The 22842-nt window shown below is 66.0% G+C and carries 16 protein-coding genes; 7 read left to right on the plus strand and 9 right to left on the minus strand.

All coding sequences use genetic code 11. From position 1 onward, the window contains the following. Positions 1–121: 121 nt before the first annotated feature. Positions 122–487, minus strand: coding sequence for a hypothetical protein (locus I8D64_RS04810; protein ID WP_200501376.1), 366 nt, complete (start codon positions 485–487; stop codon positions 122–124). 687 nt (positions 488–1174) lie between these two features. Next, positions 1175–2938 (minus strand): polysaccharide pyruvyl transferase family protein, encoded by a 1764-nt coding sequence (locus I8D64_RS04815; protein WP_200501377.1) that lies wholly within the window; start codon positions 2936–2938, stop codon positions 1175–1177. Positions 2939–3509: 571 nt separating this feature from the next. Between I8D64_RS04815 and I8D64_RS04820 the strand changes: the two genes are divergently transcribed. Together I8D64_RS04820 and I8D64_RS04825 are read left to right on the plus strand one after the other, a co-directional pair. Continuing rightward, positions 3510–5390: a hypothetical protein gene (locus I8D64_RS04820; RefSeq protein ID WP_200501378.1), complete on the plus strand. Its 1881-nt coding sequence runs from the start codon at positions 3510–3512 to the stop codon at positions 5388–5390. A gap of 128 nt (positions 5391–5518) precedes the next feature. After that, a complete protein-coding gene (locus tag I8D64_RS04825) occupies positions 5519–5704 on the plus strand; it encodes a hypothetical protein (RefSeq protein WP_200501379.1) in 186 nt (61 codons plus the stop codon). A gap of 34 nt (positions 5705–5738) precedes the next feature. On the opposite strand, the gene I8D64_RS04830 is transcribed toward I8D64_RS04825, so the two are convergent. Then, positions 5739–6485, minus strand: a complete 747-nt coding sequence (locus tag I8D64_RS04830) for a DUF6270 domain-containing protein (protein ID WP_200501380.1) — start codon at positions 6483–6485, stop codon at positions 5739–5741. Between the two features lie 124 nt (positions 6486–6609). Here I8D64_RS04830 and I8D64_RS04835 point away from each other — a divergent pair, with 124 nt between their 5' ends. From I8D64_RS04835 to I8D64_RS04855, 5 genes are all read left to right on the plus strand, one after another. After that, entirely contained in the window at positions 6610–8523 is a 1914-nt protein-coding gene (locus tag I8D64_RS04835) for a glycosyltransferase family protein (RefSeq protein ID WP_343068437.1), read from the plus strand. A gap of 111 nt (positions 8524–8634) precedes the next feature. Then, positions 8635–8811, plus strand: a complete 177-nt coding sequence (locus I8D64_RS04840) for a hypothetical protein (RefSeq protein WP_200501382.1) — start codon at positions 8635–8637, stop codon at positions 8809–8811. 127 nt (positions 8812–8938) lie between these two features. Next, positions 8939–10597 carry a hypothetical protein gene (locus I8D64_RS04845; RefSeq protein WP_200501383.1) on the plus strand — a complete coding sequence of 553 codons (1659 nt, stop codon included), beginning with the start codon at positions 8939–8941 and terminating at the stop codon, positions 10595–10597. 108 nt (positions 10598–10705) lie between these two features. Then, a complete protein-coding gene (gene wecC, locus I8D64_RS04850) occupies positions 10706–11959 on the plus strand; it encodes a UDP-N-acetyl-D-mannosamine dehydrogenase (RefSeq protein WP_200501384.1) in 1254 nt (417 codons plus the stop codon). Between the two features lie 34 nt (positions 11960–11993). Beyond that, complete coding sequence (locus I8D64_RS04855) at positions 11994–14852, plus strand: heparinase II/III domain-containing protein (RefSeq protein ID WP_200501385.1); 2859 nt, start codon at positions 11994–11996, stop codon at positions 14850–14852. On the opposite strand, the gene I8D64_RS04860 is transcribed toward I8D64_RS04855, so the two are convergent. The 6 genes from I8D64_RS04860 to I8D64_RS04885 all read right to left on the minus strand — a co-directional run bounded on the left by I8D64_RS04860 (position 14834) and on the right by I8D64_RS04885 (position 22842). Continuing rightward, on the minus strand, positions 14834–15694 hold the full coding sequence (locus tag I8D64_RS04860; protein ID WP_200501386.1) for a hypothetical protein: 861 nt from the start codon (positions 15692–15694) through the stop codon (positions 14834–14836). The genes I8D64_RS04855 and I8D64_RS04860 overlap by 19 nt on opposite strands. 155 nt (positions 15695–15849) lie before the next feature. Next, the gene (locus I8D64_RS04865) at positions 15850–17526 is read right to left on the minus strand and encodes a heparinase II/III domain-containing protein (protein WP_200501387.1); all 1677 of its coding nucleotides are present in this window, start codon (positions 17524–17526) and stop codon (positions 15850–15852) included. Between the two features lie 96 nt (positions 17527–17622). Then, positions 17623–19662 (minus strand): glycosyltransferase, encoded by a 2040-nt coding sequence (locus tag I8D64_RS04870; RefSeq protein WP_200501388.1) that lies wholly within the window; start codon positions 19660–19662, stop codon positions 17623–17625. Next, the gene (wecB, locus tag I8D64_RS04875; RefSeq protein WP_246482747.1) at positions 19659–20837 is read right to left on the minus strand and encodes a non-hydrolyzing UDP-N-acetylglucosamine 2-epimerase; all 1179 of its coding nucleotides are present in this window, start codon (positions 20835–20837) and stop codon (positions 19659–19661) included. Before wecB ends, I8D64_RS04870 begins: the two co-directional genes overlap by 4 nt. Before the next feature lie 72 nt (positions 20838–20909). After that, on the minus strand, positions 20910–21965 hold the full coding sequence (locus tag I8D64_RS04880; protein ID WP_200501390.1) for an ABC transporter ATP-binding protein: 1056 nt from the start codon (positions 21963–21965) through the stop codon (positions 20910–20912). Continuing rightward, positions 21946–22842 carry an ABC transporter permease gene (locus tag I8D64_RS04885; protein WP_200501391.1) on the minus strand — a complete coding sequence of 299 codons (897 nt, stop codon included), beginning with the start codon at positions 22840–22842 and terminating at the stop codon, positions 21946–21948. Before I8D64_RS04885 ends, I8D64_RS04880 begins: the two co-directional genes overlap by 20 nt.

The following is a 22842-nucleotide window of genomic DNA, read 5'->3' on the forward strand; positions in this document are numbered from 1 at the left end:
CGGTGTTCTGCCAGCACACACGCAAGTGCCGCTGGGCTACGGGGTCACGCGAGATTCCCACGATCTTCGTGACGCGATCCGAGCCATTGCCGTCGTCGACGACGGAAAGGCGATCGCTTGATCACCGGTGGTCAAGAATCGGGTGAGTCCCCCACGCGAACGTGTCGCTGAAGGTGTAGGAGCCTGGCATGAGCATGCGGCCGAAGCGGCTGTTGAGCAGGTGTCCGACCGATGAAAGCGCTGCGCCGTGGGCAATCAGCGGCCAGGAGCCCGCTCGGTTCTGGAACCGGCGGATGTTGGTGGAAATCTCGATCAGCTCCTTGCCGGTCTCCTCGGCCACCGCCTGCAGGTGCTCAGAAGTCACCTCGCGAATCTCCTTGCGAGACAACGCGATATCGAAACCATGCACGTACACCAGTGCATCGATGTCACCCTTGTTGTTGACCAGCGTGTCGAACGAGTCCACACCACCCGTGAAACAGGCCATGGTGCGGTTCGACCGCGGAGCGCTGTCCGCCTTCCGCACAGGAGCGTCGACGTCGAAGGCCCGCAGCTTCTCCGGATACCAGGTGAGGAAGATGTCCTGGATGGCCCGCTTGTTTTACACGAGTCGCTTCGAAACGGGACTGTCCAGTCTCAGCGTACCGTCGCTGCCCAGAGCGAGGATCATCCCGATCGTGAAGAACGAATCCGCTGCGCCCTCAAGGTCCGTCCCGGCGTCGAGCGGCAGTCGGTACCACGCCTCACCTTCGTATTCGGGCATGGCGATGTTCGCCGATACGACAAGAGCGTCTCCGTCTTCCCGAATTGCAATGGATGAGATGTCAACCACGACGCTCCCCCTCTTCCTGCGCTTTAGACTTCGATAAGAACCCGTACACGCGCACACATGCAATGTGCTCGAGGAAGCGTCACTGCCCCCTCGGGCGTCGACACAGTGGCCGGTGGCAGATGTGCACCATTGCTGATCCGTCGTCACGGATACTAGCCGACGACATGCGACTCCTCAGGCTGCGACTCACAGCCCTCCACATCGCGTCGCGCCGGATCCAGCGGGCCGCAGCGGCGGCGATTGATAATCGGATGGGCAGCCCACGCCACGCACCGGAGAGTCTTCGCGCAAGAAAAGGCAGCGTCGCTCACGTTCACGCGGTAGTCATCTGCACGATGATCACTATTCCCCACGCACGAAAGCTCTGCGCACTCGGCCGATGGTCCTGCCCAGCGGAGCGAGCAGGGCGCGCCCTCTCGCAAACCGGCCTCCAGGCGTCCCCGTCGCAGCCGTGTCCTGCCCTGAGTCGACAGGCAGGGACGTCTCGTCCTTCTTCCAACGTGCCTCGAACACAACCGAGCTGATGTGGTTGACAGGCATGTGAGGGATCCTCGCCCCGTCGGGAATGACCGCCTTGGCCGCCCGGCCGCCCGCTGTGAGCTGCTCACTCGTCGCGAATGAGCCGTCCGCCAGGTACCACAGCCATCGGTTGTCGATCCGAAACCGCATGGCCCAGCCGACGAACGCGCGTCCTGCAGCGACGAACTCTCCTCGCGGCAACGGGCTGCGACCGTCGTTGACGAAGCGACGACCTGGCCACCAGTACTCAAGCGCTCCGCTGGGAACCACTTTCGTCTTCACGCGCTCAGCCTCGTCGCGAAGTGCGACCGAGCGGCCAGCACTACCGCTGTGGAAGTGGACAGGGAACTGGATCTCCCGACGCCTCTGCTCGAACCGCTCCCGATCGATGGCAGTTCCGTCAGCGATCGAGGCTTCCGCGCGGCGTAGCGCCTCGAAGATGAACGCCTCCGAGTGCTCGCGCATTGACCGCAATGGGGCGTCGGTCGAGCGGAAGTCGACGTCCGAGGACAGCGTGCGGACGTCGTCATCGGGCGCAAACTGTTGGCCCTGAAGACCGAACGTGGCCAGAAAATTCGGCACTTTCTTCCCCATCCTCTTCCCAACGAAGAAGGGCGTCTCAAACAGCAGCGAAAAGCAACAACCATGGAAGGAGTTCGTGAACACACACTCCGCGTTCTCAATGTATCCCAACCATTCGTCCTGCCCAACGTCATACCGCGCCACATGCCGCACTTCGGGATCGTTGACTTGGCCATATTTCAAGGGCCTGTCAGACAGCTCTACAATCGTCAGATCATGAAGCTTCGCGTACTCTACGGCCTTCTCTACTGTGTCTGCGGAACGCCCCATCACGTAATAGAGCAGCAGATACTTCTCCTCGCGCGGGGCTACCGCCAGATCCCGCCAGAAGCGGCCGTCGTGCAACAGGACAGGATCGAGCACTGTCGTCGCGTCCAGATCGGAGTTCTGCTCGATGTACGCTTCGAGGTCTGGTTCCCGCACTCCGATAGCCTCGATTTCCCCGAGGTAGGAGAAGAAGATATCTGCAGTCTTCCCCGTGAAGTCCTTGGAGATCCCTCGACTAGCCGCGTAAGCGATCTTCGGCTTACCCTCGAACGCCTTGCTACCCAACAGGAAGCCCCGGTCGAAAGTGTATGTGGGGTCAGCAGACCAGATCACGTCGGTCACGCAGATGTAGCAGTCAAAGCCGGGATCCTGTATCTCCAGGAGTTCGGAATCATACTGTTCCTCGGTGACGGTGAGATTCCTGCGCTCGAAGTCCTGGAATCGGTCAAATCGGCTAGCGCGTTCTGCGGCGAGGCTCCGGTAGCCGACGGCCAGATCGGCCAGCCTCTCAAGCTTCGCCGGTGACGCGCCAGCCATAACAGCCTGCCGGTACTCTTTTTCGGCGTGGGCTGCCGGACTGCGCATGTCGTGGTCGCCGTACGTCACGGGCTTATAATCCAGAATGGTCGAGGAGTACCCGTTCTTCTCTAGGAATTTCTGGAACGCGTACGCGTGCAGCTGGCACGCAAAATTTAGGAACCGCGCATACTTGTTGATGCCGATGAGCCCGATCTCCACGTTGCACCCTCGCCTTTCGGGTGCACCGACGATGGCGCACCGCCTAGAGGATAGACAAGACAGAACCGGCAGCCGTAGTCGACCCGCCTACTGGATGCTCCGTGAACTACGAGCACAGTCGAAGGGACGAGACCACACCTACCGGGTGCCGAGGCCGTGGCATGCCTATTGCATCCACATCCGCGTCGGGGCTGGCTGAGTGTCGACACTGCACCGCAACACATCGTCGAGTCCGTTCTGTGCCCGCTTTCGCCGGTGGCGAGGCGCGTGTGCGGGAACGGCGATCCGCAGCACGGCACGCACGGGCCAGGCCGCGAGCAGCGCGCGCTGACAGCCCTCCCGGCAAACGGGCAGATTCCGGAAACCGAGCAACCGGATGATCGGCTCCACCCCCCGCCCCCCGAGGACGCGCGAGGCGCCAGGTGCACGGCTCTGCCACATGAGCTATGCAGCAACCACACCGCTCTTGCTGTGGCGCCCGCCACATATATCTGGTGCAATCGTGAGTGCTGCGGTCACCACCGCACGCCCTCCCGGCCCGGAAGAACGGGTCCGATCGAAGGAGAAGCACATGGGTAACCTGCCCGGCTGGGTCATCCCGGTCATCATCCTCGTCATCGTGGTCCTCGCGATCCTGATCATCGTGGGGGTCGTCAGCTCTCGTCGGCGCCGTGCGCGCCAAGAGGAGATCGACCGCCAGCGGGCTGCCGAGCTCCGGCAGCAGGCGCAGAAGGACCAGGTCGGCGTGAAGGAGCGGGAGATCAGGGCCCGCGAGACCGAGCTCGAGGCCGACAAGGCGAAGGTCGAGGCCGAGCGCCGCGAGCAGTCCGCGCAGGAGCAGCGGCAGGAGGCCGACAACGCGCGTGCGGACGTCGATGATCGCCTGCGCCAGGCCGACGCTCTCGACCCCGACGTCGACACCAAGCACTCCGGCGCGCAGGACGGGACCGCCGTCCGCCGCGACACCGGTGACGCCGACGGCGCGACGGCGCGCCGGGATGCCGGCGCCCCGGCGGACACCTCGGACTCCCCGCCGACCACCGATCGTGAGGACGGTCGAGCGGCAGGAACGGGCGCGGCCGTCGGCGCAGGGGCCGCCGGCGCCGATGCCGGCGTCACCGCCAGCGAGGCCGGTGCCCGCTCGCGAGAGGAGAGCACCGACGAACAGGCGACGCGTTCGCATCGCAACGACGATGCCGTCACGCCGCGGGAACCCGTCCAGGAGGACGTCGACCACGACGGGCGCCGCCGGGCGGTCGACGGGCACGAGGACCGTCGCTCCACGGGCGAGACCGGGACCGCAGCCGCCGCGGGCGGAGCGGGCGCGGCCACGGCCGCCGGAGCCGGCGCCGCGGGAAGCCGCCCCGGCGACCAGCCGGCGGATGCGCGCCGCGTCGACGACGACCGTCCGCAGACCCACCGCGACGATGCCCGCGACCCCGAGACCGCGCCGCGGGACGCACGAGAGGTGCAGGCGCCTCGGCGCGAGAGGGACGAGCGCCCAGTGCCCGACCAGCAGGATCCCGGCGTCAGCACCCAGGACCCGCGCGCCGCCGAGCACGGGCTGCGGGACGATCGACGCGTCGGCGGCTCGCACGAGGCGACCACCGACACGGCCGCCGCAGGAGCCGGAACGACCGCTGCAGGAGTCGGAGCGGCCGGCGCCGGCGCCCGGCGGCCCGGCGACGAGACCCGGAGACCGGGAGACGACGAGGGCCGCGTCCTGACGGACGAGGAGATCGAAGCCCAGGGCGCCCAGCACGGCGAACGAAGTGAGAGCGCCGACGGCGTCGCGGGACACCGTGCGGAGGCTCCGGACGCCGCGGATCGCCGCGAGGTGGGCGAGGGCACCCCGGATCGTCGCCTCCAGGATCAGGGCGTCGGCACCCACCGGGACGACATCCACGGCGGCACCCACGCCGCGGATGGCCGCGTCGCCGATGGGACTGCCGACCGCCCACGGGATGACGACCCTCGCATCGCAGGTCGGGACGACCGCGGACAGGGCGCCGAGCCGACCGATTCCGCCGCCGCGGGATCCGCCGCGGCGGGCACCCGCGCCGATGGCGCCGGGGCGACCGATGAGTACGACCGGGATCGGCAGGCGCCGGTCCAGGATCGACAGGCGCCGGTCCCGAATCAGCAGGCGCGGGTCCAGGATCGGCAGGCACCGGTCGATCCCGGTCAGCAGCAGCCTCTGAATAAGCAGGACCAGGTCTCGGGCCAGTGGGGCGCGGTCCCCGCTCAGGGCGATCAGGTCCCGGAGCAGCGCGGCCAGGCCCCCACCGGTGAGCAGGGAGAGGTCGACCCCTCGCAGCAGACCGAGCGCCCCGGCGGCGGGAGCACTCTCCCCGGGTCCGAGGCCGAGGGCTCCGACTCCGAGCAGGGGCTGCTCGACCGTCTGAAGAAGCTTGGCAAGGGCGACGACGGGCGCGGGTCCACCGGCATCTGATCCCGTCGCCCCGACAGCGGGCGAGGGCAGCGTCTCCGGACGTTGCCCTCGCCCGCTGCGAAGGGGCATGTGCCGGCCGACCTCGGCCTGGAATCCCATGCTCGAGGAAGGGGATTAGACTCGATCCAATGATGCCGCTCGAGCCCCTCTTGGCCTTCTACGGGTGCTCCGCCCTCGTGCTGATCCTCCTTGTCATCGTCGGTGTCGTCATCGGACGGCGCTTCCGCCGCCGCGACGAGCAGGAGGCACGGCGAGAGCGCGAGCGCGCCGCGGCCTCCCCCGTCAGTCCCCCGGAGGATGCGACCGGCCGATGAGCCGTGACGCGCGCGGGCGCAGACGCCCGCGGGTTCAGTGGGCGAGCAAAGCGTCCGCAATCCGCTCGTAGACGTCCTGGGTGTAGTGGAACGGGGCGTGGCCCCAGCGGTGCTCGGGGTCCGAGCGGACCTCCTCGGCGTCCAGCTCGATCGTCTGCACCCCCAGTCCCCGCAGGTGGGCGTAGTAGCGGGCGAAGCGCTCGTTCGCGTCCTCAGGGCTGATGCCCATGCTCGCCGGGGTTTCGGAGCCGTCGGCCGCAGTGCGCGCCCACGGCACCTCGAGCACGACCGTGCGCTGCGCGAGGCCGGCTTCCGACAGCGTCGCGTGGAAGGCGGTGGCCGCCGTCGCCCAGGCCTCGAAGTGCTCGTCGTCGCCGAAGGGGACGTGCAGGGATCCCGCGAGGGCCGCCCGCACGTCGGGGTTGCGCATCACGTCGATGCTGCGCGTGACCACGTCGCCGTCGAGATACCCTTGGACGCCGTGGCGCTCGTCTGCGAGATCCCACACCACCAGGTCGCTGTGCGGGGCCTCTTCGAGGATGCGCTGGGCGGCGTCGCCCGCGAAGTCGCCCTCCATCATCCGGCGCTGGAAGGGCGAGTCGATCACCGCGTCCTGCGGGAACTTGGCGCTCGCGTCGTTCCCGACCGAGAGCACGGACTGGCGCGCGATGTATCCGGCCACCTCGATGCGATCGTGCGCGGCGAGGTCCACGGTGTCCCGCGAGACGCAGCTGCCGAAGATGGTGACCCGCAGCACGGGCCGCCCTGTGGTCTCGGGCACGGGTCTCCTCAGGTCTGCGGACAGGGGCATCCGCCAAGCGGCTGCACTATACGGTGTGAGCGTCAGGGTACTCGGGCTCGCTCGGGCCCCGGCGCTTCCATCCCGACCTGTGCAGGAGACCACTGTGTCCGAGTCCCGTTCGCCGCTGCGCACCGCGCGCACCGCCTTCTGGCATCTCCGCCACGGGGGCCTGTCCCAGGTGCGCACGTGGAGGCGTCGGCAGCGGGTGGGCGCGCTCACCGCGACCGCCGAGAGCACAGCGAGCGACGACGGCCGCCTCACCTTCGCCCCCGGCGCCCTGCCCGAGCGTCCCCCGCACCTGCCGGGGCTGCGCGCGGCCGTGATCCTCGACGATTTCTCGATGCTCGCCTGGTCCTACGAGATGGAGACCATCGCCGTCACCCCGGGCGAGTGGCACGAGCAGCTCGCGGACGGAAATGTGGACCTGCTGCTCGTCGAGTCCGCCTGGCACGGGAACCAGGACGCCTGGCAGTACCAGCTGACCGGGTCGAAGGCACCGAGCACGGCCCTGCGCGAGGTCGTGGAGCACTGCCGCGCCCTTGGCATCCCGACCGTCTTCTGGAACAAGGAGGACCCGCCGCACTTCGAGGACTTCCTGGACACCGCGCGGCTGTTCGACCAGGTGTTCACGACGGACGTGACGCTGCTGCCCCGCTACCGCGAAGAGCTGGGGCACAATCGCGTGGACGTGCTGCCCTTCGCCGCGCAGAGCGCCGTGCACAATCCGGTGCGGCCCCAGCACGGCCATCAGACGCGGGACGTGGCCTTCGCTGGGATGTACTTCGCGCACAAGTTCCCCGAGCGCCGCGAGCAGATGGCCATGCTGCTGGGTGGTGCGCTCGACGCCTCCGCGCGCATGGACCACGGGCTCGAGATCTTCTCCCGCTTCCTGGGCGACGATCCGCGCTACCAGTTCCCCGGGGAGCTCGCCCAGCGCGTGGTGGGCTCGCTCCCCTACCAGCAGATGCTCACCGCCTACAAGGCGTACAAGGTCTTCCTCAACGTGAACTCGGTGGTGACGAGCCCCTCGATGTGCGCGCGGCGCATCTTCGAGATCTCCGCCTCGGGCACTCCCGTGGTGACGGCCCCCTCCCCTGCACTGCACCACTTCTTCCCACCGGACGAGGTGCCGGTGGCCGGCGACCGGGAGGAGGCCGCGCACCTGACCCGCGCCCTCGTGCGCTCGCGCGAGCTTCGCGACCGCACGGTCCACCTCGCCCAGCGCCGCATCTGGCGGGAGCACACGTACACCCACCGGGCACGGCAGGTGCTCGAGTCCGTGGGTCTGGGCGAGCGCGCCGGCCGGGCGGGGATCGCGGGCGACGCCGGTCTGCCGACGGTGAGCGTGCTCGCCGCCACGAACCGTCCCCGTCAGGTCGAGCACCTGGTCTCCCAGGTCGCGCAGCAGATCGTCTCGCCGCAGCTGGTGCTCGTCACACATGGCTTCACCGTCGATCCCCGCGTGGTCGCCGCGGCCCATGAGGCCGGCATCGCGGAGCTCGTGATCCGGGAGATCCCCTCCGACCTCTCGCTGGGAGCATGCCTGAATGCAGCGGTCGCCGCCTCCGACGGCGCCGTGCTCGCGAAGATGGACGACGACGACCTCTACGGCCCCTGGTACCTGCACGACCTGCTGCGGGCTCGGGATTTCGCGGGCGCCGACGTGGTCGGCAAGCAGGCCCACTTCATGTACCTGGGCGGGACCAGGGCAACGCTGCTGCGCTTCCCGTGGCAGGAGCACCGCTTCACCGACCGGGTGATGGGGCCGACGATCACCGCTGGGAGGGAGGTGTTCGAGGCCCATCCGTTCGCCGACGTCGCGCGCGGGGAGGACACCGGGTTGCTCGAAGCTGTCGGCCGGGCCGGCGGCGTCATCTACTCCGCGGACCGCTTCGGCTTCACCCAGATGCGCGCCGGGGACTCCCATGGCCACGCCTGGTCCACGAACGACCGCGAGCTCCTGGCCACCGGGGACGTCGCCTGGTTCGGGCGCAATGACGCTCACGTGATGATCTGAAGCTGGGGGCGACTCAGCTCCGCGCGTGCGCGCTCAGAACTCTCTGATCGGATTCGCTGGAAATCGTGTGAATCGGACATGTAGTCTCACGGGCGAGCACGAGGAGGCACCATGACGACGTACGCACAGCTGAGGCGGCTCGCGGCCGACTGCCGCGCCGAGAGGGAGAAGGCCCCCCTGGATCCGGACTCCCTGGACGCCCTTCTCGATATCGCCGAGCTGCATGACGCGGCGCGCGGCGAGGCCGAGCACAGGCCGGAGGAGCGCGTCGGCTCGACCGTGTCCTGACCTCGCCGGAGGGGACGTCGCGGGCTCGCGCGAGAGCCTGTCGACGGCGATCCCGCGGTGGGGAAGAATGGCGGGGCACCCCGACCTCGGCCGCGATGCGGCCGGCGCGATGTCCTGAGAGGCGTCCATGCCCCCTTCCCCCCGCGGTCCCCACCCTGCGCTGCGTCGCTGGGGGCCGGTGGCCCTTCTTGTGCTCGCCGCCCTCGTGGCCGCGTGGATCGCCATTCCCCGCCTCACAGGCGACGGCTCCCCCGAGGCACCGAGGGCGGCTCCGGCCCCCGACCCTGCCGATCAGCTGCTCGCGGAGGGCTACGACCCCACACCCGGCACCTTCTCCCTGCCGGACGCCGCAGACGACGCGGAGGAACCGATCTCCGTGCAGCTGCGGGAGTCGCGCAGTGCGGCGACCTGGGGCGGGAATCTGGGCCTCAGCTTCGAGGCCACCGATCTCGCCGACCCCGCGTGGGACTCGGGTGACTCCAACCTCGACGAGATGCTCGATGCCCTGGACCGTCCGGTGCTGCGCTTCGGCGGCAATTCGGTGGACCGTCGTATGTGGTGGACCTCGAGCGACGAGCCCGCGCCCGACTGGGCCCAGGCCACCGTGACCCCGGACGATCTGGATCGCGTCGCCCGGGTCGCGAAGAGGGCCGACGCCTCGGTCACGCTGACCGTTGACCTGGGGCACGAGGATCCCCGTCGCGCGGCGGACATGGTGCGCTATGCGAAGAAGGCCTTCGGCACGCACCTGCTCGCGGTGAGCATCGGCAACGAGCCCAACGGCTTCCATCACCCGCATCAGAAGCAGCTCGCGGTGCGGGACGCCTCGTGGGGGCCGGAGGAGTACACCTCCCAGCTCGAGATGTATGCGCGCGCGATCGAGAAGGAATCCCCCGACACCCCGATCGCCGGCCCCGGCACCTACGACGCCCCCTGGTGGCGGGCCTTCGCGGGATCGGACGTGCGCCACAAGGCCGCACTGACGATGCACTGGTACCCGCTGTGGGACTGCGACGGCCCTGCGACGTCCATCGCGAACCCGACCGTCGAGGACCTGACGTCTCCGAAGCTGCGCACACAGGCCCGGAAGATCATCGGCATGGGCGAGGACGTCGCGAGCGCCGAGGGTCTGCCTCTGTGGATGGAGGAGACCGGCCCGACCTCCTGCGCAGGGACGAACGAGACCTCTCGCACGCATGCGCAGGCACTGTGGACCTCCGACTACGCCCTGACCGCGGCCGAGAGCGGCGTGGAGCGCATGGCATTCCACACGACCCTCGGCGCGTGCCGGGGCGGTGCCCCGATGAGCCCGCTGTGCGCACGCGGCACGGTCGACGACCCGGACCCGATCTTGGAAGGCCGCACCAGCTTCCTCTCCCTCGTTCAGCTGGGCCAGATCCCCGCGGGGCGCGTGCTGACCCCGACAGTCTCCGGAGACGGGAAGATCATGGTCCATGGGGTGCTGAGTAGCAACGGCACACTCTCGATCATCATCGTGGACATGCGCGATCCTTCGGGCGAGCAGCACCCCCGGTCGGTGCGGATCAACGCGCCCTCCAGCATCGGGCAGGACGTCCCGGATTCCTGGCACCCCGAGCAGGGATCACTCCTGACCGGAGCGTCCCCCGAGGCCCACACCAGTACTCTCGGGGCGATGTCGCCAGTGGACGCGGACCTGGAGGCCGCGACGCTCGCGCGGGGGCATCCCCTCACGCTCGACAGCGCCCCGGGCAGCACCACGGTGATCCGTCTGGCGCCGGGGGCCAAAGGGTCCGCTGCATCGTGAGGATGAGCGCGCGTTCGCTCGACGAGCGCACGCGTCTGCTACCGACCAGAAACGATAAGATCGCTCCGGTCTGCCCTTCTCCCTCCCCACCCCCCTCAGGAGGTCTCGATGAGTCCGAATGCTCCCCTCAACACTGTCTGCGTTGTCGGTCTCGGCTACATCGGCCTGCCCACGGCCGCCGTCCTCGCTCAAGCGGGGAAGCGCGTGATCGGCGTCGACGTGAAGCAGTCGAACGTCGATGCGATCAATGCGGGCACGGTGCCCTTCGTCGAGGAGGGTCTCGAGACGGTCGTCGCCGGTGCCGTAGCCCAGGGCCGCCTCTCGGCACAGACGGATACGCCCGAAGCGGACGCCTACATCGTCTCGGTCCCCACTCCTTTCAAGGGCGACCACGACGCAGATCTCTCCTACATCGAGGCGGCCGCGCGCGGCATCGCGCCGCAGCTGCACGGCGGCGAGCTCGTCGTCCTCGAGTCGACCTCCCCGCCTGGGGCGACCGAGTTCATGGCCGACGTGATCCTCGGGATCCGGCCCGAGTTCACGAAGGAGCCGAACCTTCCGAACTCCCTCTACTTCACCCACGCACCCGAGCGCGTGCTCCCCGGCCGCATCATGATCGAGATGGTCGAGAACGACCGCATCATCGGAGGCCTCACCGTCGAAGCCTCGGAGATGAATCGCGACCTCTATGCGAGCTTCTGCTCCGGGGAGCTGCTGCTCACCGACGCCCGCACCGCCGAGATGGCCAAGCTCACCGAGAACGCCTTCCGCGATGTCAACATCGCCTTCGCCAACGAGCTGTCGATGATCGCCGACCGCCAGGGGATCGACGTGTGGGAGCTCATCGAGCTCGCCAACCACCACCCGCGGGTCAACATCCTCCAGCCCGGGCCCGGTGTGGGCGGGCACTGCATCGCGGTGGACCCCTGGTTCATCGTCTCGGCCGAGCGGGAGACCGCGAAGCTCATCGCGACCGCCCGAAACGTCAACGACTCGAAGCCCGAGCTGGTGATCTCCAAGGTGCTCGAGCGCGCGAACCGCCTGAAAGACCCCGTGGTCGCCGCGCTGGGCATCGCCTTCAAGGCGAACATCGACGACCTGCGCGAATCGCCCTCCAAGGACATCACCATCCAGCTCGCGGACCGGCTCGATCACGGCACCGTCCTCGTTGTCGAACCGAACATCGACGAGCTCCCGAAGGAGCTCAGCGGACGGGACAACGTCGAACTCAGCAATCTCGACGACGCTGTGAGCCGAGCGGACATCGTGCTCCTCATGGTCGATCATGATCCTTTCAAGCAGCTGGATCGCGAGACCCTGCAGGAGAAGGTCGTCGTTGACACCAAGGGACTGTGGCGGTGACGGCCCGTCGAGTGAGTCCGGAAGGCGCCAGTACGTGCACGAACAGAGTTTCATGGGACAGCTGAACGTCGAACGCGCCCGCGACGTCACGACAGGCACGATGTTCCTCGCCTCACGGCGGGACCCCGCATCCGTGCAGAGCGTGCTCAGTGGGAAGATCGTGCTCAATCCGCACCCGGAGGCTTCCGTCGACGAGAAAGTCGATTGGGAATCAGATCCCTTCGGAGACCGGAATTGGCGAGCGCAGTTCCACATGCTCCGGTGGATCGATCCGCTTCGACGAGAGGCAGAGAACGGCGATCGTGCGGCTGCCGATCGATGGCTCGACATCGTGACGCAGTGGTGCGAGGGAAACCTCGACCCTATGGCTGCGGCCGAGAGCGCCTGGATGGACATGATCGACGGTATGCGCGCTCGAGAGATCGTCGCCGGCATCCCCCTTGTGAGCCGTGAATACCCCGATGCGCTCGACATGATGGCCACCGCAGTGCGGATACATGCGGAGTGGTTCTCCGACGAGGACAATCTGGGCCATTCCAACCACCGCCTCCACCAGCTCATGGGTCTCGCCGCCTGCGGGGCGGCCCTCGATGACACGCACTACGTGGAGCTCGCCGCGAACAGGGCTTCCGCTCTGCTCTCTCAGGAGTACGACTCCGAGGGCATCAATGCCGAGGGCGCCGTCGGCTACCACCTCAACAACTACCGATGGTGGAACGAAGCCCGAACGCTCTTCATCGCAACCGGGCACGATGTCCAGGGCGACTTCGACGTGCTCGCCGGCGCACCGACCGCATTGGCACACGCCACCCAGCCCGATGGGACGCTCGTGCCCATCGGGAACACCGGCACAGTCCGCCCCACCTCGGTGCGCCACCCGCATCTGGACTATGTGAACTCCGCCGGAGCACGCGGCGAAGCTCCCGACTCGAACGTCGCCGTCTATACGGCAGGCTACGCATACGGGCGGAGCGGCTGGGGCGAACACGAACGCTCGTTCGACCAGGAGACCTTCTTCTCGCTGAGTTTCGGATCCAACAGCAGAGTGCACGGCCACAAAGATGGCGGGTCGTTGACGCTCTTCGCCGACGGAGGTCCGTGGATCGTGGATCCCGGAAAATATTCGTACGACTTCTCTGCCGATCGCACCCATTTCGTCGAACGCGAATCTCACAATGTCGTGATCTTCGCCGGAGAGGATCGCCACCGCAAGACCAGTGTCGATCTCATCCAGCACAAGGCGTCCGCGGCTGTCGAAGACTTCAAGTTCCGAGACGAGGGCTATCCGGACTCGACAATCGAAAGGCGAGTCGTCTACTCGAACAGCGGAGAGTACCTCGTTGTCGTCGATACGATCGACTCGCGTCGCGAAGTCGATGCTAGGCAGCAGTGGCAGACTGCCCCCGGGGTCACCGTCGAAATGGACAAGAACTCTTTCCATCTCGAGAGGGATGGGGCGCATGCATTGGTCTCGACCTTCGGCATCCCCCCCGAACTCGAGATCCACGAGGGGGAGGAAGACCCTCTCGTAGGCTGGGTCGCCACGGGGTGGCGGGAGCGAGAGCCTGCACCGCTTCTCAGCGCACGGCGCCAAGGGACGCGATTCCGATTCGTCACGGCCATTGTTCCAGGGTTCCGCTCGAACAAGCCCACAGTGACGAACGTGCAGGGCCTGCCGAAGGGCTTCATCGGTCTCGACGTGGATACCGGTCGAGCGACAGAGCGCATCCTTATCTCCGCCAACAGCGTGTCCGTCTGCCCGCCGACGATCTCCCCCGAGGCACTGCTGCGCCTCGTGGAGAACGACGCCGCATCCGACGACACCGAGACCGAGTACGACATGGGGCGGGAGGAGCTGGTCCGGGCAAGCCGGGACACGCGGGCGAATGCCTGGCGGAAGCCCTCGATCGAGTCCCGTTCCCTCTTGGCCGAGCGACTCATAGAAGAGGCCGCGAGAGCTCATCCGAGCGAACGTGCCATTGCTCGCTCGACAGTGACGGACCTCCTAGGCACCACGGACACCTCCTCTGTGGTTGGAACCCGTAGCCGCGCCGGCCTCCTCGCCTGGCCCGGCATCGACCTCAACAGCACTTCAGGAGACCGCGTCCGCTCCCTGCTGGGCACCGACGAGATCGTCGACGTGCCTCGCGAACAGGAACTCCACACCTACGATCTCGGTGACCTGGTGCTGCCGCTCCTGGTCGCACCGGACCCGGGGGACACGCTGACGGTCCTCTTCCATGGCGCGATCGACAGAGCGCGTATCGAACTCCCCTACTTCCAACGGATCCGTTATCAGCGGACGTTGGGAGCCGGGCCGACTATCGCGGTCTCCGATCCCACGCTGGACCTGAGCGAATCCCTGCGACTCGGGTGGTACCTCGGGACGACGGAGCTCGACCTCATACGTAAGATCGCGGACGTGATCTCGACCTATCGTGAAGCCCTTGGAGTGCGCAATGTCGTGCTGCAGGGTGGGTCGGGTGGCGGATTCGCGGCCATTGCCGCGTCCATCTATGTCCCCGGCTCCATCGCAGTGGCGTTCGACCCCCAGACCGATCTTCCCGCCTACAGCGCTCGCTTCTACCAGGCGGCCATCGACGCCGCCTTCGGCTCAGCGGCCGCGCGAGATCAGTCCCTCGTCCCTAGGGAGCGAGTCGATCTCATCGCGCGCATGACGGCCCACGGCCATCCGGCGAAGGTCCACCTCGTCTCCAACATCGGAGACGAGATCCACCGAGAGCGACATGCTCGGCGGCTGCGTGAGTTCCTCTTGGAGCAGAATGGAGAGTGTTTCGCGGAGACGGCCCTCGACCTCGGTCCTGGGCATAGCTCGCCCTCGAACGAGCAGTACCGGATCGTGATGGAGAGCGTTTACTCGGAACTCGAGTGAGGCGAGGAGACAGCACCGGTGCCGGACTCGTGAACGACGAACGGCGGTCCGGCCGTGCTGTCCACTCGCGTGATGATCCGAGCGGAGGCCGCCGGGACGTCGCCGGGCGGCTGGATCCCGCTGATGTTCACGGTCCATGGAAGGTGGTGAACGGCGGGATCGATCGAGTTCACCTCGTCCCATACGGTTCGATCGGCGACCTCGTTGCCCTCGGCGTCGTACCAGACCACATTGATCCGGACCCGGGCGGCCGCCGGCTTATCGCTCACGAGCCCAGGCGTGCAGAGATTCCTGCTCTCGCCCCCGTCGCGGGATCCGCCCTCGGTCGTGCACGAGGTCATCCGGACCGTCTGAGTCAGATCGAAGCCCTTCTTCGGCTGATCGATCCGGCCCTCCGTCACGTATGCGGGACGATTGCGAGACACGAGCTGCGGCTCCGAGCCCTTCATGTCCAGGAACTCGACTCCAGCGCCCGACGCCGCCGCAGTGAGCCGAGTTCTTACGGTGACCTCGGGCTGAACAGAAGCTGCAGCAGAATCGAGCGGGGCACTGACGACGACCCGACAATGCGTCGCTGCCGTGGCGTCGACAAGGGCCTCGCCCTCGAGCGAGCCTCCCCGGGCGAGGACCACGTTCGTGCTCGTAATCCCGTCGAACACCATGTCCGCGCCGCCACTCGTATCGCACGCAACGCGAGCCGCCACGAGCACGCCCGTGTCGGAGTCGATGGCCGCGGGCGAAACCTCCACGTGGTACTTGAGCTGCGTCGGACCCTTGGAGTCTGCGGGAACTTCGACTTCCGACATCTTGGTATCGCCGGCCGGGAGGGCGAGCGTCTGCATGTCCTCCCCCTCTCGCGCAGGTGCAGGCGGCTTCTCCATGCGATCTAGCACGACGACGAGGACGGCGAGCGACAAGACGACGAGCACTGCCACACAGATCGCAGCACGTATCGGGAAGGCACGTCCCGAGGTAACTGAATCGCCTCCGCGGCGCATCATCGTGCATCCCCTTCCGAGGGCTCTGGCTTCGTCGTGCTGACATCGAAAGTCACGGTCCCTACAGTGACCTTCACGCACTCGGCCCGGAACACGATGCTCCAGCACGGAGTGACCTCGCCATCCGACTCACTGCGCCATCCTTCCAGTGGGTCCGGCCAGCCGAGGGCGACGTCGGGGACACGCTCGAGCGCGTCATGCCCTTGGATCCGGAGAACCACACCTGCGTCCTCCCGACACATCTCGACCACCCCGTCCACCATGCGCATCGAGAATCGACCGTCAATCAGGAATCGCGACTCCATTCGATGAGCCTGGCCGTCGTGCAGTCGCACCGTGTCACGGACCGTGAGTTTGCGCCCCGGTCGGAAGCCGATCAGCCGGCGGTGCGTCCACGTCCCATGAGGCGCTGTCCCAGAGAGGGTGAACCGTCCGGAGCGGAGCCCTGCCTGTACGTCTCCTCCGCCATAGGGCTTGCGGTGCACGCGGTCATGATCAACACCGTCCAGCAACACCGTGCTGTGGGCCCGTGTGGACTCGATGTACTGCCGCCTGGGGTCCGCGTAGTAGAAACCATTGCGTCGGAGATCGCTGTCCCGCGGCAGCACGGCCCCGTACCCGAATTTGCCCCCATCGACGAGAATATTCACGAGGCCCTCTGACCAGCACAGCGAGAGGTCATCTGCGTGCTTGTGCGAACGGGAATGAAATCCCGCATGGAAGGCGAGGTAGGACTCGCCCCCCGGCTCACTCGCGGAATCCTCAGATGGGCTTCGCACGAACGCCCACCCGGAGTCGGGAAGAGCCTTCCATTGTCGGCGTGCCCGTTGGCCCTCCCCGCCACGACTAAAGACGAATCTGGCATTCGGGGACATCGGGGGGGCCGTCGGGACCGGCAGGCGTTCCGGGGTGGTGTCACCGATCTCCACCAGATTCCCGTCCGGTCGGTACATCCACGACAGCGCCTCGTACGCCCCGCGGAGTGGAGACCCGAGCGCCGGGTGCCCACTGGGGACGAACCTCTTGAAAACCGAGTGGAACCCCAGAAGCGTCATGCGCTGGTGAGCAGGCGAATGTTCCACGTGGCCGCCGTCGGGCATGAATTGCTGGGAGAAGAGCGCAAGGATCTCGTCGATCACCGCGGCTGCTTCTCCCGAGGACTCGCCGACGGCATCATCGATGACGGCGATCTCGGCCAGAGCCGCGAGCACGAAGAGCGACTTGTTCGAGATCGTCGCACAAAGCAGGCTCGATAGGCGCTCCCGATGTCCGTTCAGGAGGTGCGGGATCATCCGGGCGATCGCCTCCCCGTGCTGCGAGTGGTCTCGCAGTGCCCGCGCCGCAACCCCCAAGATGCGCGGAACGCGAAGCGACGTCGACAGGTCATACCAGCACATGCTCGAGTCCGGCGGATCGGACTGCGCGAATTCTCCCCAGGAGAGAAGCACGCTCGCCAGATAGTCGAGATCAGCCGGCTCACGGTCACGGTCGTACGCGAGCAGAACGGCATCGAGGAACTTCAGGGACTGCAACTGCGATGCGAACGACCTGCTCAGGGCGGAAGAGTCCGCCCAATCGAAGGATGGTGCCAGGGGAATCGGCGACTCAGCACCGGGGGCCCATCCAGAGAGGGCCACGTCCTGCCCCGAACGAGGTGCATCGCGCCCCTTGTCCATACTGTGCCACCCCATGACGGGCGGGATGCGTGCGAGTAGGGCCGCACGGAGCTCAGGCGCCTCACCCAACGACGGGCCTCTGGTCGTTCACGGTCATCAGCCTGCCGTCTCCGACACGCGTCCGAGGCGCGAGTACACCTCGACGTATGCCGGAACGTTGGCGTCCCACGAACGCGCGGCACGCACCCAGTCCGCACCTGCGGCAGACATCCGCTCCTGCTCACCGTCGGTCGTGACGATTCCTCCGATCACGCTCGCCAGGTCGTGGTCGTCCCCCGCGGTGAACGTCGCGGCCGCGCCACGGGCATCATCCGCGATCTCCTTCAGCGCAGCAACATCCGAGAGCACGACCGCACGGCCGGTCGAGAAGGCTTCGAACGGCTTGAGCGGCGTCACGAGCTCGCAGACACGGGCAGGTTTCCGGGGCACGACGAAGACGTCGATCTGGCCGTAGAAATCGAGGATACGCCTATGAGGAATCCTCCCCGGCATAATGACCCCGTCGATCCCGAGCGACTCCACGAGCCGGCGCAGATGATCGAGATGCGGCCCATCGCCGACGACGAGCAGCTTGAGGCCCGTACTGACCTTTAGCCCGTGCTCCTCAGGGTGCCGCTGGAGCCGGGAGAACGCGCGGATCAGAGTGCCGATACCCTCGTACTCGACGATCGACGAGATGTACCCAACCACGGCATCATCCGGCTCAATACCGAGTTCGCGCCTGAGATCGGGGTCCGCCTCCTGCCGAGGAAAGGCCCCGCTGTCCACAGCGTTCGGGACGATGGAGATCGCCCCCTCCCCGTACGTGCCGGGAGCACTCTCGTCGACGATGTGCTGTCGCATCACGCGGGCGAGAGTGAAGATGTGGTCCGCCTCCTCGCGAACCCGCGCTTCGGCTCCTCGGCGGAGTGCATAAGCCTCTGGCTCACCGAAAACCTCGAAGATGGCGAAGGGGTCATCCCAACCAGCCATCTGAGCAGTGCGCGAGAGCCATGACTCCTCCCAGAACCCGCGCGCCTCGTAGACCACGGGAATCCCAGCGGCGCGCCCCACGTGAAGCGCGATGGCCGCATTGATGAAGTCTGCGTGTGCATGGATCACGGACGGCCGCGACTCGGAGACCCGATCCATCAGGCCCACCACATTCTGCTCCAGCCAGCCGCGCCATCCAACGGCAGTCCGTCGCGGGCCCGCCAGGAACGTGACGGGCACCTGATCGTCTTCGACCCGCACGACCGAGTCGAACTGCTCGCGTCCGCCACCCGCCTGGGCGACGATCTCGCACGGGACTCCGGCCCGCCCCAGCGCATCGACGGTGTAGCGGGTACGCAGGGTGTAGCCGGTCTGGGTATCGGGAAGCGCCTTGCCCACAAAGTGCAAGACGGGACCCTGAGGATCGCGCAGGTCCGACGACGGCAGCACGGGCATCAGAGCGCGCACATCCTCGTACACATAGAGTTCTTCGCGCAGCTCACGTGCCACCTTGATGTCGCGCTCGTTCCCGAACCGATCGGCGATGTAATCCATCAGCCGCGAGGCGAGCCGATAGTAGCCGTGCACGCGGAAGAATTTGTAGGCCTCGCGCACCTCCGTGAGCTTGCTTTCGTCGAGGATTCCATCCCATTCCTCGATGATCGGCTTCGCCTCAAGGAACCGCTTGTCCTTGAGCAGTCGCTGGAGTAGCTCCGTTGCCCGATGACGCCGCATGACCTGCTTCAAGGGGATGTCATTGCGAGCGGCAAGTCGCACGATGGCGACGTGACTGTCGATAATGCTTGCCGTGGCGTCGCGCAGGCCGCTGGGACCGTTCCCCAGCAGGGTCTCCAACCGCTCGAGGGACACGAAAGGACCGACGCCGCCCTCCTGGGCACCGGACTTCTTGGGCGCGCTGTCGACGGCCTCCTCCAACTGGGCCTCGAACCGTCGCCTGATGTTGTTCAATGCCGTGGCCTGCTCACGGAGGAGAACTCGCAGAAGCAAGCCAGCCGCCACCCCGGCGACGATACCGAGGACCACGGCGACCAGCACAGAACCCACTGGACCCGCGATAGAACCTGCGATGACGGCCGAGAGGACCGTCGACGCGACGAACACGATCCCCACGGACAATGCGAGAACGTACTTCCTGGAAATCATCGGGCGTCTCCCCTCTCGACCAGGGCCGTGAACTCCGGGACCTCCATTCCCGATGAGAGGCTGAACAGCTGGTGCAGCGCCGCAATGGTGCGCTCCGAGGCCCGTCCATCCCCGTAGGGGTTCACAGCGTTCGCCATCCCCTTGTACGCCTCCTCCGAATCAAGGAGCAGCGACACCTCATCGACGAGCCGCTGCCGGTGTGTACCGATCAGCTTCACGGTTCCCGCGAGCACGGCCTCAGGACGCTCCGTGTTCTCGCGCATCACGAGCACGGGCTTGCCAAGACTGGGAGCTTCCTCCTGCACTCCCCCCGAGTCGGTGAGAACGACATCGGCGATCCCGAGCGCACGAGTGAACTCTGCGTACGCGAGCGGTTCGATGAGGTAGACGTTCTCGACCCCTTCGACCGCCGGCCGGATTGCGGCACGGACCTTGGGATTCTTGTGGATGGGGAAGACCACTGTCAGATCCGGGTACTTTCGGGCCAGCTCTGCGACGGCTTCTCCGATATCCTTCATCGCCGTACCGAGATTCTCTCGTCGGTGAGCCGTCACTAGGAGAATGCGACCAGGATCGCCGTCGGCACGCTTTTTCTGAAGTCTCTCTAGACGCTCGTCTTCGAAGTGGACGACAAGATTCGAATTCGCGAACTGGAGAGTGTCGATCACGCTGTTACCTGTGACCACGATCGCGTTCTCACTGATGTTCTCGCGGGTGAGATTGGACTTCGACGTCTCTGTGGGTGCGAGGTGGAGGGCTGCAATCTGACTCGTGAGCTTACGGTTCGCTTCCTCTGGAAACGGCGAGTTGATGTCCCCGGATCGCAGCCCCGCCTCAAGGTGCACGACGGGGATCTGACGGTTGAAGGACGCCACCGCCGCGCCCATCACCGTCGACGTATCACCTTGCACGATCACAGCATCCGGGGCTTCCTTCTCGAGAAGCCCATCGATTCCCGAGACCACCTTGGCAACAATCTCGTTGAGGGTCTGCCCGGCGCTCATGATGTTGAGATCATGATCTGGAACGATTCCGAAGATGGCGTTTACCTGATCGAGCATCTCACGATGCTGACCGGTCACCACGATAATGTTCTCGAGGGCGCTATCGGCCTCGATCGCCTTGATGATCGGAGCGACCTTGATCGCCTCGGGGTGAGTGCCATAAACGGTCATGATACGAAATGCCATTGTGAATCCTTTGGAGGTCCGGGTATGCCGATGCGGGGATGAATATCGGGAGAGGAGTCAAGGGCCAGATGGGTCGTGCAGGTTGTTCGAAGTCTTCGCCTCCGCGGAGTCAGCCCGATTCGACCCCGGATCTTTTCCCCGCCGAATGTGCCGCGGCGCTCGCCTCGGATGCGTTGTGGTCCTCTGCCCTCGATGGAAGCCTGTCAGATCCTCTTGCGCGTCCCTCTCCTGTGCGTCCCTGCCTTCACGTCGGGCATCCATGAGCAGGCCGTTGGCGACGGAGGTGTTCCCCTGTGCGAGGTTGTGCGCGAACCAGCGATATTTCCGCGCGACCTCAACGGCATCACCATCGAGCACGACGTGGCCGCGTTCCATCCAGATCGCACGCGAACACATGTTCTCGATGGTTTGCGCCGCATGATTGACGAGGAATACCGTTCCCGCTCTTTCGAGCAGGTCGTCCATCGCCCGCCGGGAGCGCTCCATGAAGCTGGCGTCACCGGTGGAAAGCGCCTCGTCGATCATTAGAATCTCAGGGTCTGCAGCGAGGGATATGGCGAACTTCAGGCGTGCACCCATGCCAGATGAGTAGGTTCGCATCGGCAGATCGATGGCATCACCGAGCGCCGAGAGCTCCACCACGTCCTCGAAGATGTCGTCAGCCTGCTGGGGGGACAGACCCATGGCCAGAGCTCCGAGCCTCACGTTCTGTGCCCCAGTGAGATCGGGGAGGAGAGCAGCACTCACACCGAGCAACACCGGCTTGGCGGACGTGAGGACAGTGCCGGAATTCGGCGCCTCCAGCCCGGCCAGGACACGCAGGAGCGTCGATTTACCTGAACCATTCCGTCCGATGATCCCGATGAACTCTCCCGAGCGCGCCTCAAACGAAACGCCGCGAACAGCACCGACGGAGACCCGCTGAGTTCGCGGGGTCAGCCCGATGAGTCCCCGTTTCCTGGAGTGGTCCGTCCTGTTCACGTTGTAGCGGACGCGAAGGTCGTGTGCGGCGACGGTGAGAGGGGATGATTCCGGCGCCGTCCAGCGAGACGCCTGGGCGTTCTCGGCCTCGGCATCTGCACCGTCGCGCGGCTCAACGCTGCTCGTCGCCATACGTCGCCTCCCCACGCCAGAAGAATACGAATCCGATGATCAAGATCCCCACGCACCAGACTGCGAGGATGACCCAGGATGCCACCGTCGGGGCCGTACCATCCATAAGGACCCGTCGATACATGTGGAGAAGCTGGTATATCGGATTTGCCTGAATGATCGCACCAGCGACCGGATGGGTGAGGTAATTGTCGATCGGGAAGATGACGCCTGAGCCGTACATGAGCACACGAGAGAGTACCGTTATCACCTGCGAGACGTCCGGAAGAATGAAGCCCACCCGTGACATCAACAGCGATACCCCAAGATTGAGCATGCACTGCATCAAAAAGATCGGGATGACCAGCAACCAGGACAGCCGGGGAATCTCATGATTCGGCAGCACAACGATCATAGCTAGCATCACCACAACGGTGAGCACCATCTGCATCGATTCTCGCAATTGTGCAGATATAGGCAGTGCAGCACGCGGAAAGGAAAATGCGCGGATCATCGGCTTGCCGACCCGCAGCGTTCCTGGACTCTGACTCAGGCTCTGCATTGTCGAACGGAACATGAGTACACCGATGATGATGTAGGCCGTGAAGTTGTCGATGCCGCGGTCCGCCTTCAGGATCATCCCGAAGATGACGAAATACATCGCCGCGTCGAACAGTGGGCGGAGGATCAACCAAAGGTTCCCGAGCCGGTTCCTGCTGTTCTGCAGGGTGATTCGATGCCTCGAGTCCATCCAGATGAAGTGCCGGCGCTCCCACAGGTCCGAAATGTACTTCGGCAGACTCGGTCTGACCCCAACTGGGCCCAGCGCCGACACATCGAGTCCACGACGCTCGAGGTCTCGACGGAGCTGGGGAGCCGTTCTCACGTCAGTGCGCAT

The organism is Brachybacterium halotolerans, from assembly GCF_016623465.1.
Lineage (GTDB): Bacteria > Actinomycetota > Actinomycetes > Actinomycetales > Dermabacteraceae > Brachybacterium > Brachybacterium halotolerans.

Excerpts from the sequence above, each read along its gene's own strand:
- I8D64_RS04810 (WP_200501376.1), bottom strand. The coding sequence starts at position 487 with ATGGCCTGTTTCACGGGTGGTGTGGACTCGTTCGACACGCTGGTCAAC.
- I8D64_RS04820 (WP_200501378.1), top strand. The coding sequence starts at position 3,510 with ATGGGTAACCTGCCCGGCTGGGTCATCCCGGTCATCATCCTCGTCATC.
- I8D64_RS04825 (WP_200501379.1), top strand. The coding sequence starts at position 5,519 with ATGATGCCGCTCGAGCCCCTCTTGGCCTTCTACGGGTGCTCCGCCCTC.
- I8D64_RS04840 (WP_200501382.1), top strand. The coding sequence starts at position 8,635 with ATGACGACGTACGCACAGCTGAGGCGGCTCGCGGCCGACTGCCGCGCC.
- I8D64_RS04845 (WP_200501383.1), top strand. The coding sequence starts at position 8,939 with ATGCCCCCTTCCCCCCGCGGTCCCCACCCTGCGCTGCGTCGCTGGGGG.
- wecC (WP_200501384.1), top strand. The coding sequence starts at position 10,706 with ATGAGTCCGAATGCTCCCCTCAACACTGTCTGCGTTGTCGGTCTCGGC.
- I8D64_RS04860 (WP_200501386.1), bottom strand. The coding sequence starts at position 15,694 with ATGCAGACGCTCGCCCTCCCGGCCGGCGATACCAAGATGTCGGAAGTC.
- I8D64_RS04865 (WP_200501387.1), bottom strand. The coding sequence starts at position 17,526 with ATGGACAAGGGGCGCGATGCACCTCGTTCGGGGCAGGACGTGGCCCTC.
- I8D64_RS04870 (WP_200501388.1), bottom strand. The coding sequence starts at position 19,662 with ATGATTTCCAGGAAGTACGTTCTCGCATTGTCCGTGGGGATCGTGTTC.
- wecB (WP_246482747.1), bottom strand. The coding sequence starts at position 20,837 with ATGACCGTTTATGGCACTCACCCCGAGGCGATCAAGGTCGCTCCGATC.
- I8D64_RS04880 (WP_200501390.1), bottom strand. The coding sequence starts at position 21,965 with ATGGCGACGAGCAGCGTTGAGCCGCGCGACGGTGCAGATGCCGAGGCC.
- I8D64_RS04885 (WP_200501391.1), bottom strand. The coding sequence starts at position 22,842 with ATGCGCACTGACGTGAGAACGGCTCCCCAGCTCCGTCGAGACCTCGAG.